Source organism: Streptomyces sp. Ru72, from assembly GCF_002920635.1.
GTDB lineage: Bacteria > Actinomycetota > Actinomycetes > Streptomycetales > Streptomycetaceae > Streptomyces.
Window position 1 is genome coordinate 1 of the sequence record NZ_PQSR01000051.1, and the last position, 24,986, is coordinate 24,986.

13 protein-coding genes, 1 tRNA gene and 3 pseudogenes are annotated in these 24,986 nt (G+C 68.8%); 10 read left to right on the forward strand and 7 right to left on the reverse strand.

What is annotated here, in order from left to right; all coding sequences use genetic code 11:
- Together C3488_RS22660 and C3488_RS22665 are read left to right on the forward strand one after the other, a co-directional pair.
- Positions 1-761, forward strand: a protein-coding gene (locus tag C3488_RS22660; RefSeq protein ID WP_374955449.1) for an IS5 family transposase whose coding sequence is annotated in 2 segments (ribosomal slippage) — positions 1-289 and positions 289-761 — 762 coding nt annotated over the 2 segments. Because the reading frame shifts where the segments join, the coding sequence is not laid out codon by codon here. This gene is flagged as partial in the annotation.
- Positions 762-1,025: 264 nt separating this feature from the next.
- Positions 1,026-1,100 (forward strand) — tRNA-Met (locus tag C3488_RS22665).
- 90 nt (positions 1,101-1,190) lie between these two features.
- On the opposite strand, the pseudogene C3488_RS42670 reads toward C3488_RS22665, so the two are convergent.
- Both C3488_RS42670 and C3488_RS22675 read right to left on the reverse strand, forming a co-directional pair.
- Positions 1,191-1,307 (reverse strand): annotated as a pseudogene (locus C3488_RS42670) (helicase); the annotation flags it as partial.
- 864 nt (positions 1,308-2,171) lie between these two features.
- Positions 2,172-2,621 (reverse strand): peptidase inhibitor family I36 protein, encoded by a 450-nt coding sequence (locus C3488_RS22675; RefSeq protein ID WP_258053587.1) that lies wholly within the window; start codon positions 2,619-2,621, stop codon positions 2,172-2,174.
- Positions 2,622-2,676: 55 nt separating this feature from the next.
- Here C3488_RS22675 and C3488_RS40690 point away from each other — a divergent pair, with 55 nt between their 5' ends.
- Together C3488_RS40690 and C3488_RS22680 are read left to right on the forward strand one after the other, a co-directional pair.
- Entirely contained in the window at positions 2,677-2,844 is a 168-nt protein-coding gene (locus C3488_RS40690) for a hypothetical protein (protein WP_181139145.1), read from the forward strand.
- 198 nt (positions 2,845-3,042) lie between these two features.
- Positions 3,043-3,606, forward strand: coding sequence for a cysteine hydrolase family protein (locus C3488_RS22680; protein WP_103842196.1), 564 nt, complete (start codon positions 3,043-3,045; stop codon positions 3,604-3,606).
- A gap of 322 nt (positions 3,607-3,928) precedes the next feature.
- On the opposite strand, the gene C3488_RS22685 is transcribed toward C3488_RS22680, so the two are convergent.
- Positions 3,929-4,654: a bifunctional 2-polyprenyl-6-hydroxyphenol methylase/3-demethylubiquinol 3-O-methyltransferase UbiG gene (locus C3488_RS22685; protein WP_103842198.1), complete on the reverse strand. Its 726-nt coding sequence runs from the start codon at positions 4,652-4,654 to the stop codon at positions 3,929-3,931.
- Between the two features lie 343 nt (positions 4,655-4,997).
- Between C3488_RS22685 and C3488_RS22690 the strand changes: the two are divergent.
- A pseudogene (locus C3488_RS22690) lies at positions 4,998-5,740 on the forward strand (IS110 family transposase); the annotation flags it as partial.
- Positions 5,741-6,017: 277 nt separating this feature from the next.
- On the opposite strand, the gene C3488_RS22695 reads toward C3488_RS22690, so the two are convergent.
- Both C3488_RS22695 and C3488_RS22700 read right to left on the reverse strand, forming a co-directional pair.
- Positions 6,018-9,539 (reverse strand): glycoside hydrolase family 3 C-terminal domain-containing protein, encoded by a 3,522-nt coding sequence (locus C3488_RS22695; RefSeq protein WP_181139146.1) that lies wholly within the window; start codon positions 9,537-9,539, stop codon positions 6,018-6,020.
- A 568-nt stretch (positions 9,540-10,107) separates the two neighbouring features.
- Positions 10,108-10,743, reverse strand: a complete 636-nt coding sequence (locus C3488_RS22700) for a TetR/AcrR family transcriptional regulator (protein WP_258053588.1) — start codon at positions 10,741-10,743, stop codon at positions 10,108-10,110.
- 155 nt (positions 10,744-10,898) lie between these two features.
- On the opposite strand from C3488_RS22700, the gene C3488_RS22705 reads away from it, so the two are divergent.
- From C3488_RS22705 to C3488_RS22725, 5 genes are all read left to right on the forward strand, one after another.
- Complete coding sequence (locus tag C3488_RS22705) at positions 10,899-13,439, forward strand: glycoside hydrolase family 3 protein (RefSeq protein WP_103842202.1); 2,541 nt, start codon at positions 10,899-10,901, stop codon at positions 13,437-13,439.
- A 76-nt stretch (positions 13,440-13,515) separates the two neighbouring features.
- Positions 13,516-14,811 (forward strand): extracellular solute-binding protein, encoded by a 1,296-nt coding sequence (locus tag C3488_RS22710; protein WP_103842204.1) that lies wholly within the window; start codon positions 13,516-13,518, stop codon positions 14,809-14,811.
- Positions 14,812-14,839: 28 nt separating this feature from the next.
- The gene (locus C3488_RS22715; RefSeq protein ID WP_103842206.1) at positions 14,840-15,823 is read left to right on the forward strand and encodes a carbohydrate ABC transporter permease; all 984 of its coding nucleotides are present in this window, start codon (positions 14,840-14,842) and stop codon (positions 15,821-15,823) included.
- 6 nt (positions 15,824-15,829) lie between these two features.
- Entirely contained in the window at positions 15,830-16,720 is an 891-nt protein-coding gene (locus C3488_RS22720) for a carbohydrate ABC transporter permease (RefSeq protein ID WP_103842208.1), read from the forward strand.
- Between the two features lie 107 nt (positions 16,721-16,827).
- Complete coding sequence (locus tag C3488_RS22725) at positions 16,828-19,080, forward strand: discoidin domain-containing protein (protein WP_181139147.1); 2,253 nt, start codon at positions 16,828-16,830, stop codon at positions 19,078-19,080.
- A 1,059-nt stretch (positions 19,081-20,139) separates the two neighbouring features.
- On the opposite strand, the gene C3488_RS22735 is transcribed toward C3488_RS22725, so the two are convergent.
- The gene (locus tag C3488_RS22735; RefSeq protein ID WP_258053590.1) at positions 20,140-23,502 is read right to left on the reverse strand and encodes a discoidin domain-containing protein; all 3,363 of its coding nucleotides are present in this window, start codon (positions 23,500-23,502) and stop codon (positions 20,140-20,142) included.
- A gap of 714 nt (positions 23,503-24,216) precedes the next feature.
- Positions 24,217-24,393, reverse strand: a pseudogene (locus tag C3488_RS22740) (transposase family protein); the annotation flags it as partial.
- Between the last annotated feature and the right edge of the window lie 593 nt (positions 24,394-24,986).

The window sequence follows — 24,986 nt, forward strand, 5'->3', positions numbered from 1 at the left end:
GAGCCGTTGCTCCCGAAGCCGGCGCCGAAGCTGGTCTCGGGCCGGCCGCGTGTGCCGGATCGCCAGGCGTTGTGCGGGATCCTGTTCGTGCTGCATACCGGGATCCAGTGGGAGTACCTGCCCCAGGAACTGGGCTTCGGCTCGGGCATGACCTGCTGGCGGCGCCTGGCGGAGTGGAACGAGGCCGGTGTGTGGGACCAGTTGCATGTGGTGCTGCTGAAGAAGCTGCGGTCGGCGAAGAAGCTCGACTGGTCGAGGGCGGTGATCGACTCCTCCCACGTGCGGGCGGCCCGCCGGGGCCCAAAAGCGGTCCCAGCCCGGTCGACGGAGCGCGTCCGGGCAGCAAGCATCACGTCCTCACCGATGGACAGGGCATCCCGCTCGTGGTGTCGCTGACCGGCGGCAACCGCAACGACGTCACCCAACTGCTACCGCTACTGGACAAGGTCCCAGCTGTCGGCGGCCTCGTCGGCCGACCCAGGCGACGGCCGGACATGCTGTTCGCGGACCGCGGCTACGATCACGACAAGTACCGGCGGCTGCTCCGGCAACACGGCATCCGCCCCGTGATCGCCGAACGGGGCCAGCCTCACGGTTCTGGCCTGGGCATCTTCCGTTGGGTGGTCGAGAGGACGATCGCCTGGCTGCACGGCTTCCGTCGTCTGCGCATCCGCTGGGAACGACGCGACGACATCCACGAAGCCTTCCTCGGCCTCGCCACCTGCCTGATCACCTACCGCCACGTCCAACGCCTTTGTTAGGACCTCTAACTGGCTGCGGTACCGCACGGTCGGGTGCCCTTGTCGTCCCTTCCCGATGACCCCGCTGCGGTCAGGCGAGCTGCTGACGGTCAGTGCCTCCCGGGCTGCGCCCTGCTGGCCTTCGTTATGAACATCCAGACGCACGGCGGCCACCGTCGCGCCTCCCGAAGCGCCGCGCGTTGTCGCGTGCAGAGGTCAGATGGTGCGAGCGGCGCGGTAAATCCCTGCAGGAGTCGCGCGGGTGGCGTACGGTGGTGTCACCGACGCGGGGTGGAGCAGCTCGGTAGCTCGCTGGGCTCATAACCCAGAGGTCGCGTGGTTCAAATCCCGCCCCCGCTACGAGCGAAGGGTCCGGCAGCAGCCGGGCCCTTCTCCCGTTTTCATCGGCTGCTGGCACCCTGCGGCTGGGCGAGGGCTGCGCAGGTATACCCATTCGACGCCCAGCTCTTGCAGCGCGTCCAGCTGCTCCTGGGCGAGCTTCTCCCGCCTCGATTTAGTGTTGGAGATCCATACGCCCAGCTTGACGACCACCGGCTGCGATGTGCCGGTTTGGTGTCAGTGGGTGGGTGTCAGTGACGGCATATCAGAGCTGGGTGTTTTCGATGGTCGGGCGTTGAGGAAGGGTGTGGTCACTGTCGTGGGGCGGTTTCTGTAGCGGTGCGGCTGTCATAGGGCGGTACACCCCACTCCGCTCCACTGTCTTGATAACGGCACTTCTGATCCTTCCGAGGGCTGCGCGGCGGCACGGTGGTCGGTGACGGTGTCCGCTGTGATTCCGAAGTTCGTAGTTGGTGTGGTGTGGTGGCTTGAGCTGTGGTGTTGTGACTTCCTTGAGAAAGGAGTGGGCGCTTGCGGGATGCTCTGGCGGTATCGCCCTTGCCCACGGCGTCATCGCCGCCACGGGCACCAAGTAGAGGGGCGAGCCCATGGCGCGCCCCGAAAGCCCTCTGGACTGCCCCCCCCCGGCGTCGGCGCGCCCTTGATCTCCCGCGGCCGCTCCCGCCACACACGCGTGAGCAGACCCGAGGTGAACACACGAAGTCAGGAACGCCGACGACACTGCGACCTGGTATCGCATCGCCGCTCGCCTAATGTCGCGCCGTCGCGCACGTTCGGTGAGCTGCGGGCCCGCGGCGTGGTCAACGGGCCCGGTCGGGCGCTCCGCCGTCCCCTACGCCGGGCTCTGCCGTCCCGTCGGACGGGGCCCGGCCACCGCTGCCTCGTACCGCCGGGGGCTGCGGGCCACGGCGCCTGGCGGGACGGTCTACGGGGTTAGTTCGGAGGAAGGCTCCTGTGCCGGGGCCATGGGGCCAGCCTGCGGACCAGGCGGTTGCACCGGCGCAGGCCGGAAGTCTAGTCCGAGGGCCTACCGGCGGGCGGCCGGGAGTCGGATGGACTCGTTCAAGGCGGTCACGTGGCGCCGCAGGGGGTGTCGTTGTTGCGCAGGCTGTGAGTGGTGTCGTTGAGCTGGTAGGAACGCAGGTCGCTGATGGTACCGCCCTCGCGTCCGACGCAGACGTGCCGGCCGAAGTAGTTGTCCTTCTGGTAGACGCGTGCGGTGCGACTGCTGTTGTTGATGATGGAGCTGCCCTTGCTGCGGATGTAGTCGGGCAGGTGCCGCACCGACCCGTCGACGGCGCGTTTGACGTAGGGCTGGCCGTTGAAGTCGATGTCGGGGTAGATGTAGACGAACCCGCGCGGGCACGTGATCTGGTCCCGGGCCACGGCGGGGGGCCCGCAGTGGTTGTGGCGTGGGCGGGCGCGAGGGCGGTCAGTGATGCGGCCAGGACAGCCGGGACGGCGGCGAGCAGCGCAGTCCTGCCGGTGCGGGGCCGTCGTGTAGGCAGAAGTCTCAGGCATCCGCCTGTCCTGGCGGAACGGTTCGCCATTCCGCTTCGCGCCGATGTTCATTCAGATGAGCGAGTCGGCGCCGGCCGGCTCTCGACGGCGCCGTCCGTCCGAGCACCTCATCGTCCAGCTCGGCCTCCAGCCGCGCCGTCGCGGCCAGGGCGCCCGGGCGTTGCGGCCCGGATGCGTGCGCGGAGTCCAGCCGGAGCGCGCGGGCGGTCTGCCGGGCAGCTGACTGGCTTCGTAACTGACGGGCGACACCGCTTATCACCGAGTTTGGACAGCACTTGGTGATCGCAGGGCGAGAAAATGTCGATGAGAACTGACACCGGTCGTGGGGGCACTGCGGCGTGACGCTGCGAGGATCTCCGAAACCTCCACCGCAGCTCGGTTGATCCACCAGAGTTGTCCCAACGGAGAAGGGACGGCAAGCATGGCGAACAGCGCACTTCTGGTGATGGACGTCCAACGGGACGTCGTGGCCATCGCCGATGACGGTTCCGGATATCTGCCACGCTTGCGCAGGGCGATCGACGGTGCCCGGGCTGCAGGTATCACCGTGATCTACGTGGTGCTCGGGTTACGGCCGGGCGATCCAGAAGTCAGCCCCCGCAACAGGGTGATGACAAACGCAGTGCGGGCCGGCCTGTTCACCGAGGGGGCCCCTGGCACCGAGATCCATGACGACGTCGCGCCCCAGCAGGGCGACGTCGTGGTCACCAAGAGGCGGGGGAGCGCGTTCTCGGGCAGCGACCTCGACTTGGTACTCAGGGCTCGCGATATCGACAGCCTTGTTCTCACCGGCATCGCCACCAGCGCTGTGGTGCTGTCCACCCTGTGGCACGCCATCGACCTGGACTTCGGCCTCACCGTGCTGGCGGATGCCTGCCTTGACACCGACCCCGAGGTGCACCGGATGCTCACCGAAAAGCTGTTCCCGCAGTGGGCAGATGTGGTCGCCGTCGAGGACTGGATCAAAGCCATCGCACCGCTATAGCGGGGAGGCCGTCTGGGTCCTCACCTGCGTGCGATCTCTCGGTTTGGGGACAGTGGGTCACGCTCCTCGTCGGTGAGGAGGTGCCAGACCTTCTTCTGACCGCCGCCCGCACCAGCCTGCGCCGAATGATCCGCACCGAGAACACGGCCCGGTGAAAACGAGATCACCAGCACAGGTCGGCCTCATGCCTCGGTCTGGCCTCCAAGCGGGTGAACCGCGACGGCATGGACCGGTGAGCGGCTGGAGTCGCATCATGTGTGTCCTGTGTCATCGAAGTTTGAGCGTGTGCCATCGAAGCTTGAATGGCGTGGATCACTAGGGATCAGACGCGTCGTGCGAGGAAGACGAACTCCGTGCCTGGCCGGTCGGGCGCATCACGAACGTCTTCCACCACGTAGCCGTGGGCGACCAAGTCCGTCTCGATCTCTTCGCGCTCTCGGAAGCGCAGGGTCGAGTCCGAGGTCAGCACATTTCCATCCGCTGCGAAGATATAGGTCCAGCGGAAGGTCACCAGGGGCCAGCTCATTTCGATCAGCTGGACCCAGCTCTCGACGGAGCCGACGCCCGGGATCTCCGTCACGCGGTAGGAGTTCTCGCGGGTCCACTCTTCCCAGGCGCGTCTGGCCGGATCGCGGGTCTCGAAGACCAGGTGCCCGCCGGGCCGTAGTGCCTCATAGGCTCCCCGCAGAGTCTTCTGCCAGGTGTCCGGATCAGCGATGGCCTGGGCGACATTCGCTGTCATCGTCGCGAGATCGACCTGCAGTGGCGGGAGGGCTGTGGCGTCACCACAGATCCAGCGCACTCGGTCACTGCCCGGTTTGGCCCGGGCGACGTCGATGGATGCAGGGGCGGGGTCGATGCCGACGACCTCGATCCCGCAGTCGGCCAGGAGCAGTGCGAACACCCCTGTGCCGCAGCCGATGTCGAGAACTTGGTGCGCCCCGAACCCTTCCGCCATCCGGAGGTAGGCGTCGAGATCGCTGCGGTCGGGGTCGAGCGGATCGTAGATCGCGGCGAGTCGTCGGTGCCCGAAGCAGTCATCAGCCATGCGGTCGAACGTATGCAGAGCCAGCCCCCAAGGGCGACTGACTTTCGCCTGCTCTGATGGCCAGCACCCCGTGCCCATCAAACTTCGGTGGCACGAACTTGCTGATGATCAACCTTCCCTACCTTGCTGACGGGGACAGGGCGAGCCCTTCGTATGGTTCTCCCACCCAGGGCGTCGGGTGTGGCTTTCAACCTTCTGCCGCTTGAGGCTTGCATTGATTGGCCGCCCGGCGCCCAACGACGACTCGGCTGCCAATTAGGAATTGCGAATGATCGCTCCGTAGGGAATCGACAGCGAGGTCGTCCGTCGGGAGGAACCGCAGCACACCGCACTGAGGCACAACTTGGCCGCGATCTGGGCCGGCATCGACGCAGGCAAGTCCCACCACCACTGCGTCGCGATCGACGAGAGCGGCCGCCGGCTGCTGTCGCGACGCGTCGCCAACGACGAGACGGAACTGCTTGACCTCCTGGCCGATGTCGTGGACTTGGGCGACAAGGTGACCTGGGGCATCGACCTGGCCGACGGCGGAGCCGCCCTGCCCATCGCGATCCTCCTCAACCACGACCAGCCCGTGCACTACATCTCCGGCCGGGCCATCCACCGTTACCGCGGTGAGGGCAAGACCGATGCCAGAGACGCTGCGGTCATCGCCGACCAGGTACGCGTCAGGCGGACCTGCAGCCCATACGCTCCGAGGACGAGACCGTCACCGACCTCAAGATCCTCACCGGCCGCCGCATGGACCTGGTCGCCGACCGCACCCGCACCGTCAACCGGCTCCGCGCCCAGCTCACCGGCATCTTTCCCGGTTTGGAACGCGTGCTGGACCTCACCAACACTGGCCCGCTCACCCTCCTGACGGGCTACCAGACTCCGGCCGCCATTCGCAGGCTCGGTGCCAAGCGACTGGAGACCTGGCTGCGCAACCGCAAGGTCCGAGGCGCCGACCAGCTCGCTGAGACGGCTATCCAGGCCGCCGACCGCCAGCACACCAGCCTGCCCGGAGAGAAGCTGACTGCCCAGCTGGTCCACACTCTGGCCAGGGAGGTGATGGCCCTCAACCAGCAGGTCGCCGAAGCCGGCGGTGCGCAGCATCGCCTGCGCAGGCAGGCCGCCTTGCTGCGAAAGGTGGCCGGTGTGCTGACCGCCCTTGCTCAGTGGTCGGCTGAGGACGGTCGGCGTTCTGCGGACAGTGGCTGCCCGAGCAGGACCCGTCTGCCTGCCGTCGGCGATGACGGTGCCCGCCCGGCCGCTGCGCAAGCCCTGCCAGGCGGTCCCGCCGGCCGGGGAGGCCGGCGGGACCGCCTGGCAGGGGCGAGGCGCTGTAGGTGGTGTTCTTGCAGCTGGGCTGTGCCGCCGTTCAGGAGTGCACGGAGGCGGCGAACACCTTCAGACGGCCGTCGGTGGGCAGGGTGATGGAGGTGATGGTCTTGCTGTTCGATGCTCCGGTGTCGATGGTCAGGCCGTAGAGGCTGACGCTGTGGGGTGTGTTGTTGCCGGGCTTCTGGTTCCACACGGTGGTGGCCACCAGGCTGCCCCCAGCCGCCGGCATGTTGCTGTACCAGTCGGCCACGTCGATCGGGAACAGGTCGCTGGTGCCGTCGGTGTAGTTGACCTGGAGGAAGGCCGGGACGTCTCCGTTGTCGGCGGCAGTGATCAGAGTGATCTTGTGTCCGGTGCCGCCCACGGTGAGCGTCTGGCCTCCTGCCGCGACCGCGTCGGGCTGGCCCGGCGCCTGGGGCGGGAAGGTGAGTTGCGTGCCGTCGACGGTGACCGGGCCGCCGGGGGTGATGCCGGTGGCGGCGAGGGCCTGGGCGGAGAAGCTGTTGCCGGAGCCGTCGAAGTCGCCTGCCGCCGGGTCGGAGTCGTCGGAGACCGCGACGTTGTTCGCCGCCGAGGCGAAGGACTGGCCGGCAGGAGCGGTCGGCAGCGGGCCGGGGTTGTCGGTACTGACGGAGAACAGGTTCATGTTCCCGACGGTCGGCATGGTGATGTAGGCGAGCGTCTTGCCGGCGGGCAGGGGGTAGACCTCGCCGTAGAGGCTGACGTCGTGCTGCCAGGTGCCGCCGTTGGGCTGGTTCCACTGGCCGGTCGCCACGATGGAACTGAGGCCGGTGGGTGTGTTGTTGAACCAGTCGGAGAAGTCGATCGGTACGTCGGCCGACGTGCCGTCGGTGAAGGTGGCCTTGAGGGTGCCGCGTGCTGATCCGTTGTGGGCCGAGCCGAGGACGACCAGGGCTTTGCCGGTGCCGCTGACCTTGATGACCTGTCCGGACGCGCTGACCGCGTCCGCGGTGCCGGGGGCCTGTGAGGGGAAGACGGTCTGCGCGGTGCCCACCTTCACGGTGCCGCCGGGGAGCACGCCGTCGGCCGCGAGGCTCTGTGCGGAGTAGCTGTAGCCGCCGCCGTCGAAGTTGCCCGCCCCCGGGTTGGTGTCGTCGCTGACGCCGACCGTGTCGGCGGCGGCCGCCATCGAGGCGAATGGCACGTTCGGACGCTGGGTCTGCGTGACCGACCTGCTCTTGCCGTTCATCATCCCGCTGAGGGTGACGGAGAAGGTCGCCTGTCCGGGCTTGGCGTCAGCCGGCACGGTGACCTTGAAGGTCTGGCTGGCCGCCTGCTGCCCGGCCCGGACGGTCCCGATGCTGCGCGTCTGCGGGGTGACCGACCAGCCGGCCGGGGCGGAGACCTTGAGCGCGGCCGTGGTGAAGGTGTAGTCGGACAGGTTGCTGACCTTGGTCGTCACCGTGTAGGTGGTCCCGGGGCTGACGATGCCCGGCAGCGCCGAGACATCGGCACGGACCGGCCCGTCGGTCTTGCCGACCCGGTAGGTGGCGTGCAGCGGCAGCGACGCGGAGGAGCCGCCGACCGCGATCGTGTAGGAACCGTCCTGGACGGTGAAGGCCTGCGCGCCGCTGTCCCAGTAGGACAGCTCCCGCGGGTTCACGGTGAGCGTGACCGTCTTGGTCTGGTGCGGGGCGAGCTGCACCTTGGTGAAGGCGCCCAGTTCCCTCGGCGGCGTCGGCGCCAGGGTGTCCGGCTTGCTGACGTACAGCTGAGGCGCCTCGGCGCCCGCCCGGTCGCCGGTGTTGGTGACCTTGAACGACACGGTCACCGGGTCACCGGAGGTGCCCGAGGAGTGCTGCAGCGTCAGGTCGCTGTAGCGGAAGCCGGTGTAGGACAGGCCGTAGCCGAACGGGAACAGCGGGGTCTGGTTGTTCTTGTCGTACCACCGGTACCCGACGTAGATGCCTTCGGAGTAGTCGCCCTCGTCGTTGATGCCGGGGTACTGCGCCTGGGTGCCGGCCGGGGTCTGCTTGTTGCTCGCGGGCCAGGTCTGCGGCAGCTTGCCGGACGGGTTGGCATCACCCCACAGCAGCTGCGCGGTGGCCGCACCGCCCCGGGCGCCCGGGTACCAGGTCTGCAGCACACCGCTGACCTTGTCCAGCCAGGGCATCAGCACCGCCGAGCCAGTCTGGAGCACGACCACGGTGTGCGGGTTGGCCGCTGCCACCGCGCTGATCAGGGCGTCCTGCTTGCCCGGCAGGCGCAGGTCGGGGCGGTCGCCGCCCTCGGACTCGTCGTCCTTGACGAACACCAGGGCGACGTCGGCCGACTTCGCGGCCGCCGCGGCCTGGTCCGTGTCGGACCCGTCGGCGTAGGAGACGGTGGCCGACGAACCGGCGCGGGAGACGATGGCGTCGTAGGCGTTGTCCGTCGACAGCGGGTCGACCTGGCTGCTGCCGCCGCCTTGCGCCGAGGTCTTCGCCGGGGCTCCGATGACCGCGATCTTCTGTGTCGAGGAGCCCAGGGGCAGGACGTTGCCCTGGTTCTTCAGCAGCACCGCGCTCTGGGTCTCGATCCGCTGGGCGGCCGCGTTGTCGGCGCTCTGGTCGATGGTGCCGCGGGCGGTGCTGTCGCGGTCGAACAGCCCGAACTTGAAGAGCACGGTGAGGGTCTCGCGCACCCGGTCATCGATGTCGGCGACCGTGATCGAGCCCCTGTCCAGCGCGGCCTGCACGTTGGCCTGGGTGTTGAACACCCCGGTCGGCAGCTCGACGTTCAGTCCGTCCTTGATCGAGCTGGTGGCGTGAGTGGCGGGGTAGTCGGAGACCACGAAGCCGGTGAAGCCAAGCTGCGAGCGCAGCGACCCGAGGGTCTCGCTGTTGTCGCAGGCGTAGACGTCGTTGATCTTGTTGTACGAGCACATGACCGAGCCGGGGTTGCCGTCGGCTATGGCCACGTCGAAGTTCTTCTCGTAGATCTCGTGGAGCGTGCGGTCGTCCATGTTGGCCGACACGGTGGTGCGGTCGGTCTCCTGGTTGTTGGCCACGTAGTGCTTCACGGTGGCGATGACGCCATGGCTCTGGATTCCGCGGACGTCCGCGCCTGCCATCGTGCCGGACAGGTAGGGGTCCTCGCTGTAGTACTCGAAGTTGCGGCCGTTGGTGGGCACCCGCTGGATGTTCATTCCGGGGCCGAACACCTGGTCCTGGCCAAGCGCTCGGGCGTCACCGCCGAGCGCCGAGCCGTACGCCTGGGCCACCTTCGGGTCGAAGCTGGCCGCCTCAGCAGAGGGGGACGGCAGCGCGGTGCTCTTGTCGGAGCCGTCACGCACACCGGCCGGGCCGTCGGTCATGGTGATGCCGGGCACGTTCAGCCGCGGGATCGGCGCGATGTACCCGACGGTCGGGACCGGCGACTGCGAGGTGTCGACGCCGTGCAGCATGTTCACCTTGTCGGAGAGCGTCATCGCCGCGAGCAGTTCGTCCGCCCGCGCCGACGGGCTCTGGTCCTTGTCCATCCACGGCTGCCCGTTGGCCGAGGCCTGCACGGGAACGAGGAAGCCTCCGGTGGCGATCGCCACGCTGACCGCCGCCATCAGCAAACGGCGGGACGGGACGCGCACGTGGGTGCCAGGTGGGTGGGGATGTGATCTGAGCATGATTCGACGTACCGCCTTGCCGTTGAAATGAGGGTGGTGAGGCAGTGGGGGGCTGTCACGCAGTCGCCAGGAGTACTGGTTCTCCGATCGGGGCCAACCTCTGCCAACCGTGCGGAGCGCAAGCATGAAAGCACACTTACCGATCACTTAGTAAGTGCGTGGGTGGACATTCCTTCAGGAGTTGATCGGACAGCCATCGAGCCTGAGGCCTCGTTGCAACTGCTCCCGCCGAGCGCACGAAAGAGGTCACGGGCCGCAGGTCCGCGCCGCGACGAGTGCCAAGGGTGCAGAGGCGACGGCTTCAGATCGAGAGGTGCGGGACCGACGATTTGCCGTCGGTTCCGGTCGCGCCGCTGCGGCGCAGTGCCGGGCGGCTCACACAGCGTTCCACGCGGAAGACGGCGGGCACTTCCGCACCGCTCTCCGCGAAGACCATCGAGAGCAGATAGCTGTGGCTCAGTTCCCGGGGGGAGCGGGTCCGGAACTTCTATGTGCAGGCGGTGCGTCAGGTGGGTTTGCCGGTGAGGTCTGCCAGGAGTGCGGTGATGACGCGGTCCGTGGCAGCGGTCATGTCGACGGAGTCGGGGGCAAGCAGCCACTGGACCTGGAGGCCGTCCATGACGGCGATGATCGCGTTGGCTGCGTCCTTGAGGTTGAGGTCGGGCCGTGTCTCGCCGAGTTCGCATGCCTCGGCGAGGGCTTCGGTCACCATGGCGCGCAGGCCTTCGTAGCGTTCCCGGAAGTAGTCCTGGGCGGGGTGACCGTCGATGACGCTTTCGGCTGCGAGCACCGCGTAGAGGCGGACGATGCCTTGACGTTCGGTGTTGTGCCGGACGGTGTCCACGAGATGGCGCAGGAAGGCCAGGCCGCGGGGGCGTTCGGTGCCGAGCTGCTCGATGTCGGTCTCGTCGCGCAGGGCGAGGACGGACGTGAGCAGGTGTGCCTTGGTGCGGAAGTAGTGCAGGACGCCGGCCTGGGTGACTCCGGCGCGGTCGGCGATCTCCTGGAGTGAGGCGCCTGTGTAGCCGCGGGCCGCGAAGGTGTCCATGGCGATCTGCAGGATCTCCTGCCGTCGCTGCTGGGCCTTGAGGCTCTTCCCGGTGCGGGGCTGCCGCTCCCCGTTCGGCGTGCTCTCGCTCATCGTGCGGAGTCTACGGGGCTGTCGATCAGTGGTCACCCTCCAATCAAACATGAGAAAGAACTTACGCACAATGACTTACTAAGTACTTAGTGAGTGTGCTTTTCTGCTCTCCGTTCCGCCCGCTTCGTGCCGCACCGCGGCCTGGAAGGACGAGCATGAGCCGCCCTGCCCTCCCTGATGACACCGAGCTCCGCGACCGCATCCGCGGCCTGGACCTGGACCTGGACTCCAAGATCCGCCTGCTGACCGGCGCGGACCTGTGGAGACTCCCGGCCGAGCCCCGGCTCGGACTGTCGGCGGTGACGATGTCCGACGGCCCTCAAGGGGTGCGGGGAACCGGTGACGACCCTGCCGAGACCGGGCTGCTGGCCCCCGCGCCGAGCGCGCTGGCGGCGGCCTGGGACACCGAACTCGCCGAGCGGCTGGGGGAACTGTTCGCCACGGAGGCCCGTCGCAAGGGCGTCGACGTGGTGCTGGCGCCGGTGGTCAACCTGCAGCGCACCCCCGTCGCCGGGCGGCACTTCGAGTACTTCTCCGAGGACCCGCTGCTCACCGGCACCCTGGCCGCCGCCGTCGTACGCGGCCTGCAGAGCCGGGGCGTGGGTGCGTGCCTGAAGCACTTCGTGGCCAACGACTCGGAAACCGACCGCACCGAGTACCGGGCCCGGCTGGATGAGCGGACCCTGCGGGAGGTCTACCTGGCCCCGTTCGAGCAGGTCCTCGCCGAAGCCGAGCCGTGGAGCGTGATGGCCGCCTACTCGGGCGTCGACGACGGGACCGAGTCGGCGCGGATGACCGAGAACGCGCGGCTGCTGCGCGAGGTCCTGAAGGGGGAGTGGGGCTATGCCGGGCCCGTGGTCAGCGACTGGGCCGCCACCCGCTCCACCGTGGCCTCGGCGGTCGGTGGCCTGGATCTGGTGATGCCCGGACCGGACGGCCCGTGGGGTGACGCCCTGGCGGCGGCCGTGCGCGCGGGCGAGGTGGATGAGGAAGTCGTCGACGACAAGGTGCTGCGGCTGCTCCGTCTGGCCCGGCATGTCGGCCGGCTCGACGAGCCGGGGCCGGCCGCTGTCCCGGCGGAACCTGCCCCGCAGGAGTTCCGGTTGCTGCGTGAGGTCGCCGCGCGGGGCACGGTGCTTCTGCGCAACCAGGAAAACCTGCTGCCGCTGCCGTCGGACGGCATCCACTCCGTCGCGCTGATCGGCCCCAACGCCGTCGCGCCGTACCTCCAGGGCGGCGGCAGCGCCTACGTCCGCGCGGTACGCACGGTGTCGTACGAGGAGGGGCTGCGTGCCGCGCTCCCTGAGAACGTCCGGCTGACCGTGCACCGGGGCGGTGACGCACGCCTGCGCCTGCCGTACGCCTCCGCTGACCTGCTCACCGACCCCGACACCGGCCAGAGGGGCGTGCGTGTCGACCACCTGGACGCCGACGGCAACCGCATTGGCGGCGAGGCCCGTGCCACCGGCGACTGGACCATGTACGACGGCTTCGCACCGGCGACCCACCGGGTGCGGCTGCGCACCGCCGTGACCCTCACCGAACCGGGGACGCACCGCCTGGAGTTCGGCTGCTCAGGACGCTTCAGCGTGAATGTGGACGGCGAGGAGGTCCTTTCCGGGGCCGACGACCGGGGTGTGGAGCTGGTGCTGGAGTCCAGCCACAGCCACCCGCCCCGGCGGGGGATCGACATCGAGGTGGGAGCGGAAGGCCGCAGGCTCGAGCTCGCCTTGGAACTGACCGTCGTGGACGCCGGTGGCTACGGCCGCTTCGTCACCGCCCAGGTCCGGCACGCACCGCCCGGACCCACCCCATACGAAGAGATCGCCGAAGCCGTTGCCGCAGCACAGGTAGCGGATGTGGCGGTCGTCGTGGTGGGCACCAACGAGGAGGTCGAGTCCGAGGGCTGGGACCGCACCGGCCTCGACCTGCCCGGCCACCAGAACGACCTGGTGCGCAAGGTGATCGCGGCCAACCCGCGCACGATCGTGGTCGTCAACGCCGGCGCACCGGTGCTGCTGCCCTGGGCCGACGAGGCCCCCGCCCTGCTGTGGGCGTGGCTGCCGGGCCAGGAGGCCGGGCATGCGCTGGCCGATGTGCTGCTGGGCCGCAGGGAGCCGTCGGGTCGGCTGCCGTGGACGCTGCCCGCCCGTGCGGAGGACGTCCCCGTCCCCGATGCCCGCCCCCGCGACGGCATCGTGGACTACGCCGAGGGCGTCCACGTCGGCCACCGGGCCTGGGACCGGGCGGGGCTCGTGCCGGCGTTCCCGTTCGGCCACGGTCTGGGCTGGACCAGATGGTCGTACGAGTCCGTGTCCCTCTCCCCGACTCCCGTCTCCGCCACTGCGCCCTGCCCCGCGGGCGGAGACGGGCTCAACCTGACCGTGGCGCTGACCAACACCGGCCCGCGGGCCGGCTGTGAGGTCGTCCAGGTCTACCTGGAGCCGCCGCAGGACGCCGCCGATCGGCCGGTGCGCCTGCTCGCCGGCTTCGCCACCGTCCAGGCGGCACCCGGCGCCCGCATCACCGCTGAGGTGCACGTGCCCGCCCGCGCCTTCCAGATCTGGGACGGCGAGGCGGGCGCGTGGCGTACTCCGCCCGGCCGCTACCGCCTGCACGTCGGCCGCTCCAGCCGTGATCCGCATCTCACCGCCGAGGTGACCGTCGGCGACGGCCGCGTGCACCCCGCAGTCTGAGCCGTCCCGGCCTGCTCGTCCCTTTTGTCCCACCCCCCCGCCGCCCAGTTCAGCACGACCGCAAGGAGCCGCACCCATGAGCACCCTCCGTCCCACCACCAGAACCCTCCAGATCGCCTGCGCCACCGTCGCGGCGGCGCTGCTGGCCACCGGCTGCGGCCGCAGCGCCGACTCCGCGGCCGACAAGGCCCCGGCCAAGATCAGCAGCGGCAAGGCCAAGGGCAAGCTGGTCATGTGGTCCATGGGCGACAAGGCCGACAAGGACCTGCAGAGCCTGGCGAAGAAGTTCGAGCAGCAAAACCCGGGCGTGACGGTGCAGATCACCGCGGTGCCGTGGGACGCCGCACACGACAAGCTCACCACCGCGATCGCCGCCGGTAACACCCCGGACCTGTCACTGATCGGCTCCACCTGGATGGCTGAGATGGCCGCCATGAACGGCTTCCAGGCCACTCCGGCCTCGTTCAAGTCGTCCGACTTCTTCCCGGGCCAGTGGGACACCACCAAGTACAAGGACACCTCCTTCGGCGTCCCGTTCATTGCCGACACCTCGGTGATCTACTACCGGAGCGACATCACCGCGAGGGCCGGCATCAAGGGGGCCCCGGCCGACGACTGGGTCGGATACCTGAGGGACCTGAAGGCCATCCAGGCCACCGCGGGCAAGCAGAACCCCAAGCTGCGCCACGCCACCCAGCTGCAGACCGGCTTCAACTCCTGGCTGTTCTGGCTGCCGATGGTGTGGCAGCAGGGCGGTGACATCTACGAAGCCAAGACCAAGAAGTTCACCTTCGACTCACCCGCGGTCACCAAGGCCCTGGAGTACTACAGCGACATCTTCAAGGACGGCCTGTCGCCGAACGACAAGACCGACTCCGGGCAGAACTTCCAGAACGGGCTGATCGGCACCGTGCAGCAGGGCGCCAGCACCGGAGGCAACCTCCACCTCAACGCCCCCGCGCTGGACAGCAAGTGGCAGACCATGCCCCTGCCGCACGCCCAGCAGTCCGCCGGCCTGGCCGGCGGCAGCGACCTGGCCGTCTTCAAGAGCGCCAAGAACCCCGACGCGGCATGGAAGTTCGTCCAGTTCCTCACCGCCCCAAAGAACCTCGCCGCGTACGCTGACGCCACCGGCAACCTGCCCGCCGTCCCCCAGTCCTGGTCGGAGGGGAAGCTGGGCGCGAACCCCAAGATGGCCGCCTTCGAAACCCAGCTGAAGGTCACCAAGGCCCCGCCGGCCATCACCACCTGGCAGCAGATCGCCGACACCATCGACAGCGAGCTGGAGCAGCTCGCCTACGACAAGGCCACCCTCGCCCAGGTGCAGCAGGCGCTGCAGTCCAAGGCCACCAGCATCGGCACCGGCCGCTGAACCGCCGCTGCACCCCTCGTATGGACGGATGACAACCATGCCCACGAGCACCATCGCCGGGCAGGGCACCCAGGAACGCGACGCCGCCGGCCCGCAGCCGGCGGCCCGCAGCCGCAACCCCGTGCTGCGGCGTACCGCCCGAGGCCGCCAGACCCGCGCCGCATGGGCCCTGGCCGCCCCATTCCTCGCCCTGTTCCTCGCCTTCATGCTGCTGCCGGTCCTCTGGTCGATGCTGATGAGCCTGACCGACACCCAGAGCGCCGACCTGCGCACACCGCTGAACGTTTCGTTCATCGGCTTGGACAACTACGTCCGCCTCTTCGAGGACCCCGAGTTCTTCACCGCCCTGCGCAACACCGCCGTGTTCGTCCTGGTGGCCCTGCCCCTCACACTGGCCGCAGGGCTCGCCGCGGCGGTCGCCCTCAACAGCGGCATCCGCCGCTTCCGCGCCCTCTTCCGAGTCGGCTTCTACCTGCCGGTGATCACCAGCATCGTGGCCGTCGCCGTGGTGTGGAAAACCCTCCTCGAACCACGGGCGGGCCTGGTGAACACGGTCCTCGCCTGGTTCGGCATCGACGGCCCGGCCTGGCTCGCCGACACCCGATTCGCCCTCCCCGTCATGATCGTGATGGCCGTGTGGCGCAACCTCGGCACCGTCATGATCATCATGCTGGCCGGACTCCAGTCCGTACCCCAGTCCCTGATGGAAGCGGCCGAACTCGACGGCGCCGGGGCCTGGCAGCGATTCTGGCGGGTCACCTTCCCACTCCTGCGCCCCGCCCTGCTACTGACCGCCGTCACCACCGGCATCGGCTACCTGCAGTTCTTCGACGAACCCTTCGTCATGACCGGCGGCGGGCCACTGGACTCCACCCTGTCGGCCACGCTGTACGCCTACAAGCAGTTCGGCAACGGCAATTACGACCTCGCCTCCGCGGCCGGCTACGTCGTCTTCGTCCTGATCATCGCCCTGACCGTGCTGCAGTTCCGCATGCTGCGGGACAAGGACTGATGCCCCATGACCACGACCACCCTCGATACCACCCCCACACCAGCGGCCACGGACAAGATCCTTCGACGCCGCCGCATCCGGCAGGAGTGGGGCCAGCCGTGGCTCTACCTGCCGCTCACCGGTCTGCTCCTGCTCATGGTCACGCCGTTTTTGTGGATGCTGTCCGGGGCGTTCAAGTCCGAAGGCGACATCCGCAAGATCCCGCCCGACCTGATCCCCGTCAGGCCCACACTCGCCAACTACCGCGAGCTGTTCAGCAGCCTTGACTTCGCGAGCATGTTCGCCAACTCCGTGATCGTGGCCCTGGCCGTCACCGCCGGGAACCTGATCTTCTGCTCCATGCTGGGCTACGCCCTGGCCAAGCTGGAGTTCCGCGGACAGCGCGCGGTGTTCGCTCTGGTCATGGGCACCCTGATGGTGCCGGGCCTGGTCACCTTCGTCCCGCTGTACATCCTGGTGGCCAACATGAAGCTGACCGGCTCCCTGCTCGGGCTGGTCCTTCCGTTCCTGGCCACCCCGTTCGGGGTGTTCCTGATGCGGCAGTTCATCTCCACCCTGCCCGACGAGCTCATCGACGCAGCCCGCGTCGACGGCTGCCGGGAGCTGGCCATCTTCTGGAAGATCATCCTGCCGCTGACCAAGCCGGCCCTCGCCACCCTCGGGATCATCACCTTCCTCGGCTCCTGGAACAACTTCCTGTGGCCACTCGTCGTGGCGCAGAACGAGAGCCAGTACACCCTCCCCGTCGGCCTCGCCCTGGCCAGCAGCGGACAGGACTTCACCCGCTTCGGCGTCCTGCTCGCCGGCGCCGTCGTGGTCCTGCTCCCGGTGACGATCGTCTTCCTTCTCTTCCAGCGCCACTTCGTCGCCGGCATCGCCACCACCGGCCTGAAGTGACCCCACCCCCGGCGCCCTTACTGGGCCCCCACGCGCCGGTTCCGCACACCCTCGTCATGCACGCGCGCCGCCGTGCACGGCCGTCATGCCCGCAAGGAGCCGCACCCGTGAAAACCACCACCCGGCCATGGCGCCGGACCGCCCTGACAGCCGCCGTGACCCTGCTCGCCACGCTCCCCGTCCTTCCGGCAGCCACACCGGCTTCGGCCGACACCGCACCTGGTCAGGCGTCGGTCTGGCTCACCGATCTGTCCACCAACACCCACCTGGCCAAGCAGCCGTCGGTGACCTGGAAAGCCGGACCCGTACCGGCCGGTTCGACGATCACCGTCGACACGACCCGTAAGTACCAGCCGATGTCCGGCTTCGGAGCCTCTTTCACCGACTCCTCCGCCTGGCTGGTCGGCACCAAGCTCGACTCCAAACAGCGGAACGCGCTCATGCGCGACCTGTTCAGCCGCCGCGACGGCATCGGCCTGAGCTTCCTGCGCCAGCCGATGGCCGCCACCGACTTCACCGCGAGCGGCACCTACTCCTACGACGACATGCCCGCCGGCCAGAGCGATCCCGCGCTGGCCGACTTCACGATCGACCACGACCGGTCGTACACCATCCCCCTGCTGAAGCAGGCCCGCTCGATCAACCCGCAGCTGACCGTCATGGCCACCCCGTGGAGCCCGCCCGGATGGATGAAGACCAGTGACACGATGAACGGCGGCCGGCTCAAGCCTGACGCCTACCAGCAGCTCGCCGACTACTTCGCGAAGTTCCTCAAGGCGTACGCGGCGGCCGGCGTCCCGGTGCGCTACGTCACCCCGCAGAACGAGCCGCTGAACAACACCTCCGCCTACCCCAGCATGGGCCTGACGGCGGACGAGGCCAAGACCCTCATCAACGACTACCTCGCCCCCACGCTGCGCAAGCAGCACCTGTCCACCGGCATCCTGGGCTACGACCACAACTGGGACGTCACCAGCTACCCCGAGTCCCTGTACACCGAGGCGGCGAGCGCCAAGAACGTCACCGGCACGGCCTGGCACTGCTACGCCGGCGACGTCTCCGCCCAGAGCGTCGTCCACAACGACTACCCGGGCAAACCCGCCTTCCAGAGCGAGTGCTCCGGCGGCAGCTGGGAGGGCGACGAGCAGGGCGGCTTCGCCGGCGCGATGGACAACGTCATCAACGGCCCGCGGAACTGGGCCCAGAGCATCATCCGCTGGAACATCGCCCTGGACAGCTCAAGCGGCCCCACCAACAACGGCTGCCAGGGCTGCCGGCCCGTGGTGACCGTCTCCCCGAAGACCGACGGCACCTGGGGCTACACGCCGACGGCCGACTACTGGGGCCTCGCGCAGGCCAGCAAGTTCGTCCAGCCAGGAGCGCGCCGAGTCGCCTCCAACACCCTGGGCAAGGGCAACGTCGAGGACGTCGCCTTCACCAACCCCGACGGCTCCACCGCCCTGGTCACCTACAACTCCGGCAGCACGGCACGCACCTTCACTGTGGGCTGGGGAGGCCGCCACTTCACCTACACGCTCACCGCGGGAGCAGCCGCCACCTTCACCTGGACCGGCGCCCAGCACGGCAGCACCGACCCGGCCGCCATCGGCTCCGTCGACATCCCCTTTCGTAACACCGACGGCAGCCAGGCCCTGATCACCTACGACAGCAGCCTGCTCGCCCAGCAGCCCCAGGTACGCATCGGCGACCAGTGGCTCGGCTACACCCTGCCCACCGGCGCATCCCTCACCCCGCCCACGGGCGAGACGGCCCTGCCTCGCGACGGCTGGCAGGCCACGGCCTCTGCGAGCAGTTCGGACGACCTGCCGTCCAAGGCCATCGACGGTGACCCGGCCACCCGCTGGAGTCTGGGACACGGCATGCAACCAGGCGACTGGTTCCAGCTCGACCTCGGCTCTACGCAGACATTCGACCAGATCGTCCTGGACACCACCGCCTCTTCCGGCGACTTCGTCCGCCAGTACGAGGTGTACACCTCCGACGACGGCACCACCTGGGGCAAGCCCATCGCCACCGGCCCCGGCAGCACCGTGACCCGGATCCTGCTGCCCAGCACCACCGCCCGCTACATCCGGGTGGTCAACGAGGCCAGCTCTGGCAGCTGGTGGTCCATCCACGACCTCGCCGTCCTCGCCCCCGATGGCAAGACCACGCCGGCCACGGGTGCGAGCACCGGCCTTCAGCGCAAGAGCGCGACACTGCCCGACGGCACTCAGCTGCAGGTGACGTACAACTCCGGGACCGGCATCGCCAGGTTCGACGTGCCGTGGGGCAGCGCCACATACAGCTATCGACTGCCCGCCAGGGCAACCGCGATCTTCACGACACGGCAATCCTGAACCCGCACCTGCCCGTCGACCGAAACTGCGCCTTCTCAGAGCCCCGCGTGGCAACAAGCCACGTGGGGCTCTCCCCGCCAGGGCGTGGCACAGGCGCCGACCCAAATGCAGGCCGAGCTCGTGGACTCGGAGACCAGCGAACTATGTCGAACTTGGGCTCGCTGGCCCACCCCGGCAGCGGCACAGGATCAGGCACACGGTGGCCAGCATCGGCTCCGGCAGCGTCCACATCACGCACGATGCCTTCCACCCGGGCCATCGGCTGCCCGGGTGACCGCCATGGCCGGACCGGTCTTCGTCGGGCCCGTGGTCGGGGCGAGGGTGCCCCGACCATGCTGCCGCTGACGGCGCCCATGGGAGTGAAGGAAAAGGCACGGGCGGGATAGGCGGCGCAGCCGCGGCCGGGGAACAGGGCGCGCGCTCAGCCGGTTGCGCGTCGGGACGGCCGCCGCGCCCATGCCGCCGTCAGCGCGGCGGCGACGCCAGGCGGGGGAGGTCGGCGGGGAGAGGTCGGGGCGGGCACGGTGCAGGCGTGCGGGGTGGCGCCACCGGCCGGAGGCATCGCGGGCGACGTCGACGCCGACTTCCACCACCAGCTCCGGTTCCACCAGCGTGACGTCCAGCGTCTCCCGACTGCCCCACCCGGCGGAGAACGACCAGCCCGTCCATGGATGACCGCGCCGCGCCGGGGCGAGTAGCCCGGCGACCGTGCTGATCGCTGTCCGCCCTGGCGGGGCTCCGCACCCGGATCGCCGCCCTCGCGGACGACCTCGTCTACCTGCTCGGCGCGCTTGCGTATCTGGCGCGCCCCGACTTCGTGCTGTTCGGTACGGCGGTCCTCTGGCGACCTGTCACTGCGGGCCTACTTCCGCTGCCTCGACCGCTCGGCCCGCCCAAGGCCGGTGCGGCAGGTGGGTGGAGGCCATCGGCTCCTGCGGGGTAGTGGGCGGCTGAGACCGCCGCTGGTCACCGCCTGGCCGTGTCGTCGCCCTCTCCGCGGCCCGCGGCGGTGAGGTCGTGGTGAGGGACCACCACCGCCGCCCGTTTCGGGATGGCCTGCTACTTGATGCGGATCTCGGCGAGCTGGAGGCGGTACTTGGCGGTCTCGTCCGAGGCGGGCTTGCCGAGCTTCGAGACCTTCAGGCGTACGTAGCGGCCGGTGGCGGACGTGAGGGTGTACGTCTGAGCGGCTCCGTTGGGGTTGGGTTCGGCGGTGATGGTGCGGGCGGTGGTGTAGGTGCTCGACCCGTCGGGGCGGGTCTGGATGGTGAAGTCGACAGGGAAGCCCGGCGAGCCTCCGCCGGCTGCGCCGGTGTCGGTCCGGGGGTGGAGGGCAACGGAGCCGATGGCCCGGTTGGCGCCGAGGTCGATCTCGATCCACACGGGTGTGGCGCTGACGTCGGCGGAGGGGAAGTCGATGCTGGTGTAGCCCTTGGCGCCGGTCACGCTGGTGAGGGTGCCGTCGAGGAGCCGGGTCTTGCCCCAGTCGCCGTTCTCCAGGGTGTAGTTGGCGGTGACGGTGGTCGCGGCGGTGGGGACGGTGAGTTCGGCGAGCTGGAGGCGGTACTTGGTGGTCTCGTCGACGGGAGGGGTACCGAGCTTGGTGGCCTGCAGGCGTACGTAGCGGGCGGTCGTGGTCTTGAAGCCGTAGGTCTGCACCAGCCCGCCCGGGTTGGGCTCGGCGGTGATCGTGCGGACGGTGGTGTAGGTGCTCGATCCGTCGGGACGGGTCTGGATCGTGAAGTCGACGGGGAAGCCCGCTGTGCCGCCGCCGACCGCCGGGGTATCGGTGCGGGGGAAGAGCCGTACGGCGTCGAGGTCGGTGTCGGCGCCGAGATCGATCTCTACCCAGACGGGGTTGGCGCTGACGTCGGCGGAGGGGAAGTCGATGCTGGTGTAGCCCTTGGCGCCGGTCACGCTGGTGAGCTTGCCGTCGGTGAGCCTGGTCTTGCCCCAGTCGCTGTTCTCCAGGCTGCTGTTGCTGGTGACGGGCCGGCCGAGGGCGAGGTTGTCGAGGCGGCCGGCGCCGGTGACCGTGAACGTCCAGCTGCCCGGCTGGAGGGTGAAGTAGACGTACGAGGAGTCCTTGCTGGCGTAGCTGAGGCCCGGGACGCTGCCGGTGGAGGCGCCGCCCGTGAAGACGGTGGTTCCGTTGGCCTTGATGACCGGTGAGGAGCCGCGGTACGTCGGAACACCCACCCGCGCGGTCGTCGCGCTCGGGGAGGTGAGGGTCAGGGTGACCTGGTCGCCGTCGCGCGTGATGCCGAAGCGGATGTCGCCCTTGACGGTCGGCGTGACCGTGTTGATCTTCGTGAGGGTGCCGGTCTGCGGGATGACGTCGTACGTCTCCCAGCCGGGCTTGGTGGGGCGGAGGCCCGCGGCGTAGGCGGACAGGGTGTACAGGGGGCCGCCGTTCCAGGCGTGGTTGTCGGTTCCGCCTGACTTATCCCAGATCTCCCACAGGGTGTAGCAGGCGGGGTCGGCGACCTGGGCGGCGTAGCGGTTGCGCATCCGCTCCTCGGCGACGGCGGCCGCTCCCATGAGGTACAGCGCTTCCAGGACGTAGAACTCCATGTAGGGGCTGGCGTTGAGGTGGGTGCGCAGCACCTCGGTGATCGCCCGGTAGCGGGAGGCGGGCGCGAGGCCGGCGACGACGGCGAGGCCGTTGGCGCGGTCATCGGTGTCGCCGGTGTAGCCGGGTGAGCGGTACTCGTTCCTGGAGGTGTCCCACAGAACGCTGTCGAAGTTGGCCTTGATGCTGTCGCGCTTGGCCTGCCAGGCGGCGACGTCACCGCTGTTGCCGCTGAGACCGGCGAGGGTGATGGCCGTGCCGAGGGCCAGGTAGTACCAGCAGTTGTCCAGGACGCGGGCGTCGATGTTGCTGCCCCAGTCCTCCCAGTCCCAGTCCCCGGCGCGGTGGCTGACCAGCCCGGCCGAGTCCAGGCTCCACAGGTTCAGGTACGCCTTCACCGCCGGGTAGGTGCCGGAGACCGCGTCGGGGTTGCCGGTGTAGAGGTGGTACGTGCCGAAGGCCCACACCGAGGCGAGCATCTGGACGGGCAGTTCAGCGGTCCAGATGGTGGACGGGATCGGCGCGTACAGCACGCCGCCGGGCTTCTGCCAGGCGGTCAGCTGGGCGATGGCCTTGGCACCGAGGGCGTGGGAGCGGGTGTCGAAGGTGTAGAAGCCTTCCTTGAGCTGGTTGACCACGTCGCCCCACCACTGGGCGCGCTCGCGGGTGGGGCAGTCCATGTAGTTGTCGCGCATGTTGACGTACATCGTGCGCGCCGCTTTGCCCCACAGGGTGTCGAAGAAGGCCTCGCTGCTGCTGAACGATCCGGCGAAGTCGGTGTCGTAGCCGGACTCCCGGTACCTCAGGTCCAGGATGGTGACGCCCGCGGGGATCGTGTACCTCACCGCCGTGCCGCTCATCCAGGCCAGCGCCTCGAACTCCTGGACGCCGCCCGTGCAGACGTAGGTGGCGCGGACGTTGTTCTCCGCTCCGGGTGTGAGGCCGGTCAGGCCGTCGCCGTCGGCGTAGTGGTCGGTCTGAATGCCGATCACCGCTCCGGCCGGAGCGTCCACCTTCAGATACGGCGTGACCTGGAGGTTGGACGGCAGCGTGGCCCAGATCGCGGTGGCACCCTGTCCCGTGGACGGCAGCGACGACGCGTTGCCGTAGGACTTCAGGCCCGAGTACCGGAACTGCGGGACCGGCCGCCGGACGAGATCGTTCCAGGGCGCGGCACCGGCGGCCCCGAAGTCGGTGGGCGCACTCCACGCGCTGTCGTCGAAGCCGGCCGACTCCCAGGCGGTCATGGCGGTGGCGTTGCGGGCGTCGTAGTAGACGTTGGACTCGGGCAGGCGGAAGTTGACCTGGGTGCCGCTGGTGTTGTTGGAGTAGCCCGGGTGGACGGTGTGCTTCCAACTGGTGTCGCTGACCACCCGGGTGGTGGTCGAACCGGTGGTGATGTCGGACTGGAACAGCAGACCGCCCTTGCCGCTGCTGCTGTGCGAGAAGCCCTGCTTGCCGAAGTACCACACCAGCAACGCCACCGTGTTGCGGCCGCTAGTGAGGTACGGGGCGAGGTCGATCTCGTCGTAGTAGGTGCCGGTGCGGTTGGGGCCGCGCTTGAGCTGCCCGTCGAAGACGACGAGCGTGCCGTTGACCCACAGCCAGTACTTGGAGTCCGCCGCGATCTGCGTCACCGCCTGCGACGGCGCCGAGCTCAGAGTGAACGACTTGCGGAAGGCGACCCACTGGTTCGCTGAGCTGGACGGAGCCCAGATCCACTTCGCGGTCCAGGAGATGGCGGCCGACGCAGCGGGAGCGAGCCCCGGCATGAGCGCCGAGCCGAGGGTAGGCGCGAGCGCCACGGCTATGGCCGAGCGCAGGACGGACCGGCGCGTTACAGAGGACATGCGGGCTCCTGCTGTCGATGAGCGGTGATTTGGGGCTGGGGGGCGTTCCTGAAGACCGGGGAAGTGGGGATGCGGCGACGCCACACTTTTGAATCGTTTCATTCGTGTGTTTGCAGCGGGAATTCTTTGCCGCCGCGCGAGAAGGTGTCAAGGTCCGTGCAGGCGGAATTCGGCCGTGGCGTGCCGAGGAGGCTCGTCGAAGCGCCGTCGGTGGTGGCTGCGTAGGGCTGCTGCCTGGCGGGCTCGAGAATGGCCCCGAACGTCATCGCCTGTCACGGCATCGGAGGCGACAGTTGCCCGCGTATCGCCCGCCGCGATGACCGGCGCCGGCCTGGTCACCGCCCAGCGCGAGAAGTGGACCACAAGACCAACGAAATCACTGTCTTCCGGCCCATGCTCGTCGGGCTCGACCTGGCCGACACCGTGGTCACCTTCGATGCCCTTCACTCACAGACAGCGCACGCGCGCTTCCTCGTGCAGGACAAGAAGGCCCATTACATCGCCATGATCAAGGCGAACCAGCCGCTGCTGCACCAGCGCCTGAAGGACCTGCCCTGGCGGGATGTGCCGCTGCTGGGCAAGACCCGCGCCACCGCACACGGCCGCGACGAGATCCGCCGGGTCAAGACCGTCACCGTTACCGACCTGGACTTCCCCCACGCCGCGCAGGCCGTACAGATCGTGCGGCGCCGCCGCACACTCTCCACCGGCAAGGAAAGCGGCGGCGATCTGGGGCAGGGGTTCGTTCTTGCGCAGGTACACCAGGGCGACCAGGGCACGCTGGTGCGGGGGGAGCTTGCAGCGGCGGTCACCCTCGCGGGTGACGATGAGCATGGTGACCCACTCGACCAGCGCATGCGGGAGGTTGAGTACGGCAGGATGGCGAATCAACGAGGCACCTGCGCTGACGAGTTGAGACTTCGAATACCTCCCTCAACGGCGCGGGTGCCTCGTGCGTTGCGACCTCGACGCCGTCACCCCATCGGTGGCCACTCTGAAACAGCTCATTGGGCGATTCCGCGGCAACTTCAAACCAGACGGACTTCCAGGCACGGAAGCGAACGAGACGGATGGCCGAGCATCCGCCCTGGAGAGCGTCATTCGCCACCTATCGGAGGAAGACCCTCAAAGCAGGGCAGGGGCGAGACTCGCATATAGGGCTTGACCTGCATAAACGCCCTCTGAGAGGGACGTGACCGAAGCCCGCCCCGAACTGCCCGCCGGCATCAACCCCCTGGGCACCCGAGACCGATACCGGCCGTCGCTGGGTCGGCCCACCGCACTGCAGACTGTCAGCGCCGCCGCCCTACGGACCATCCACCAAAACCGACCAGAGCTGGCCCGGACCGTGAGGACGCCGCGTCAACGCGCGCAGTTCATCCATAGGTCATCTTGAGTACTCCTGGAATTACCTCGCAATTCTCAGCTGCTTCTCACATCCCACCGGTTTTGTGTCCTGCGTCGCCCGATCGGGCCGTACGACG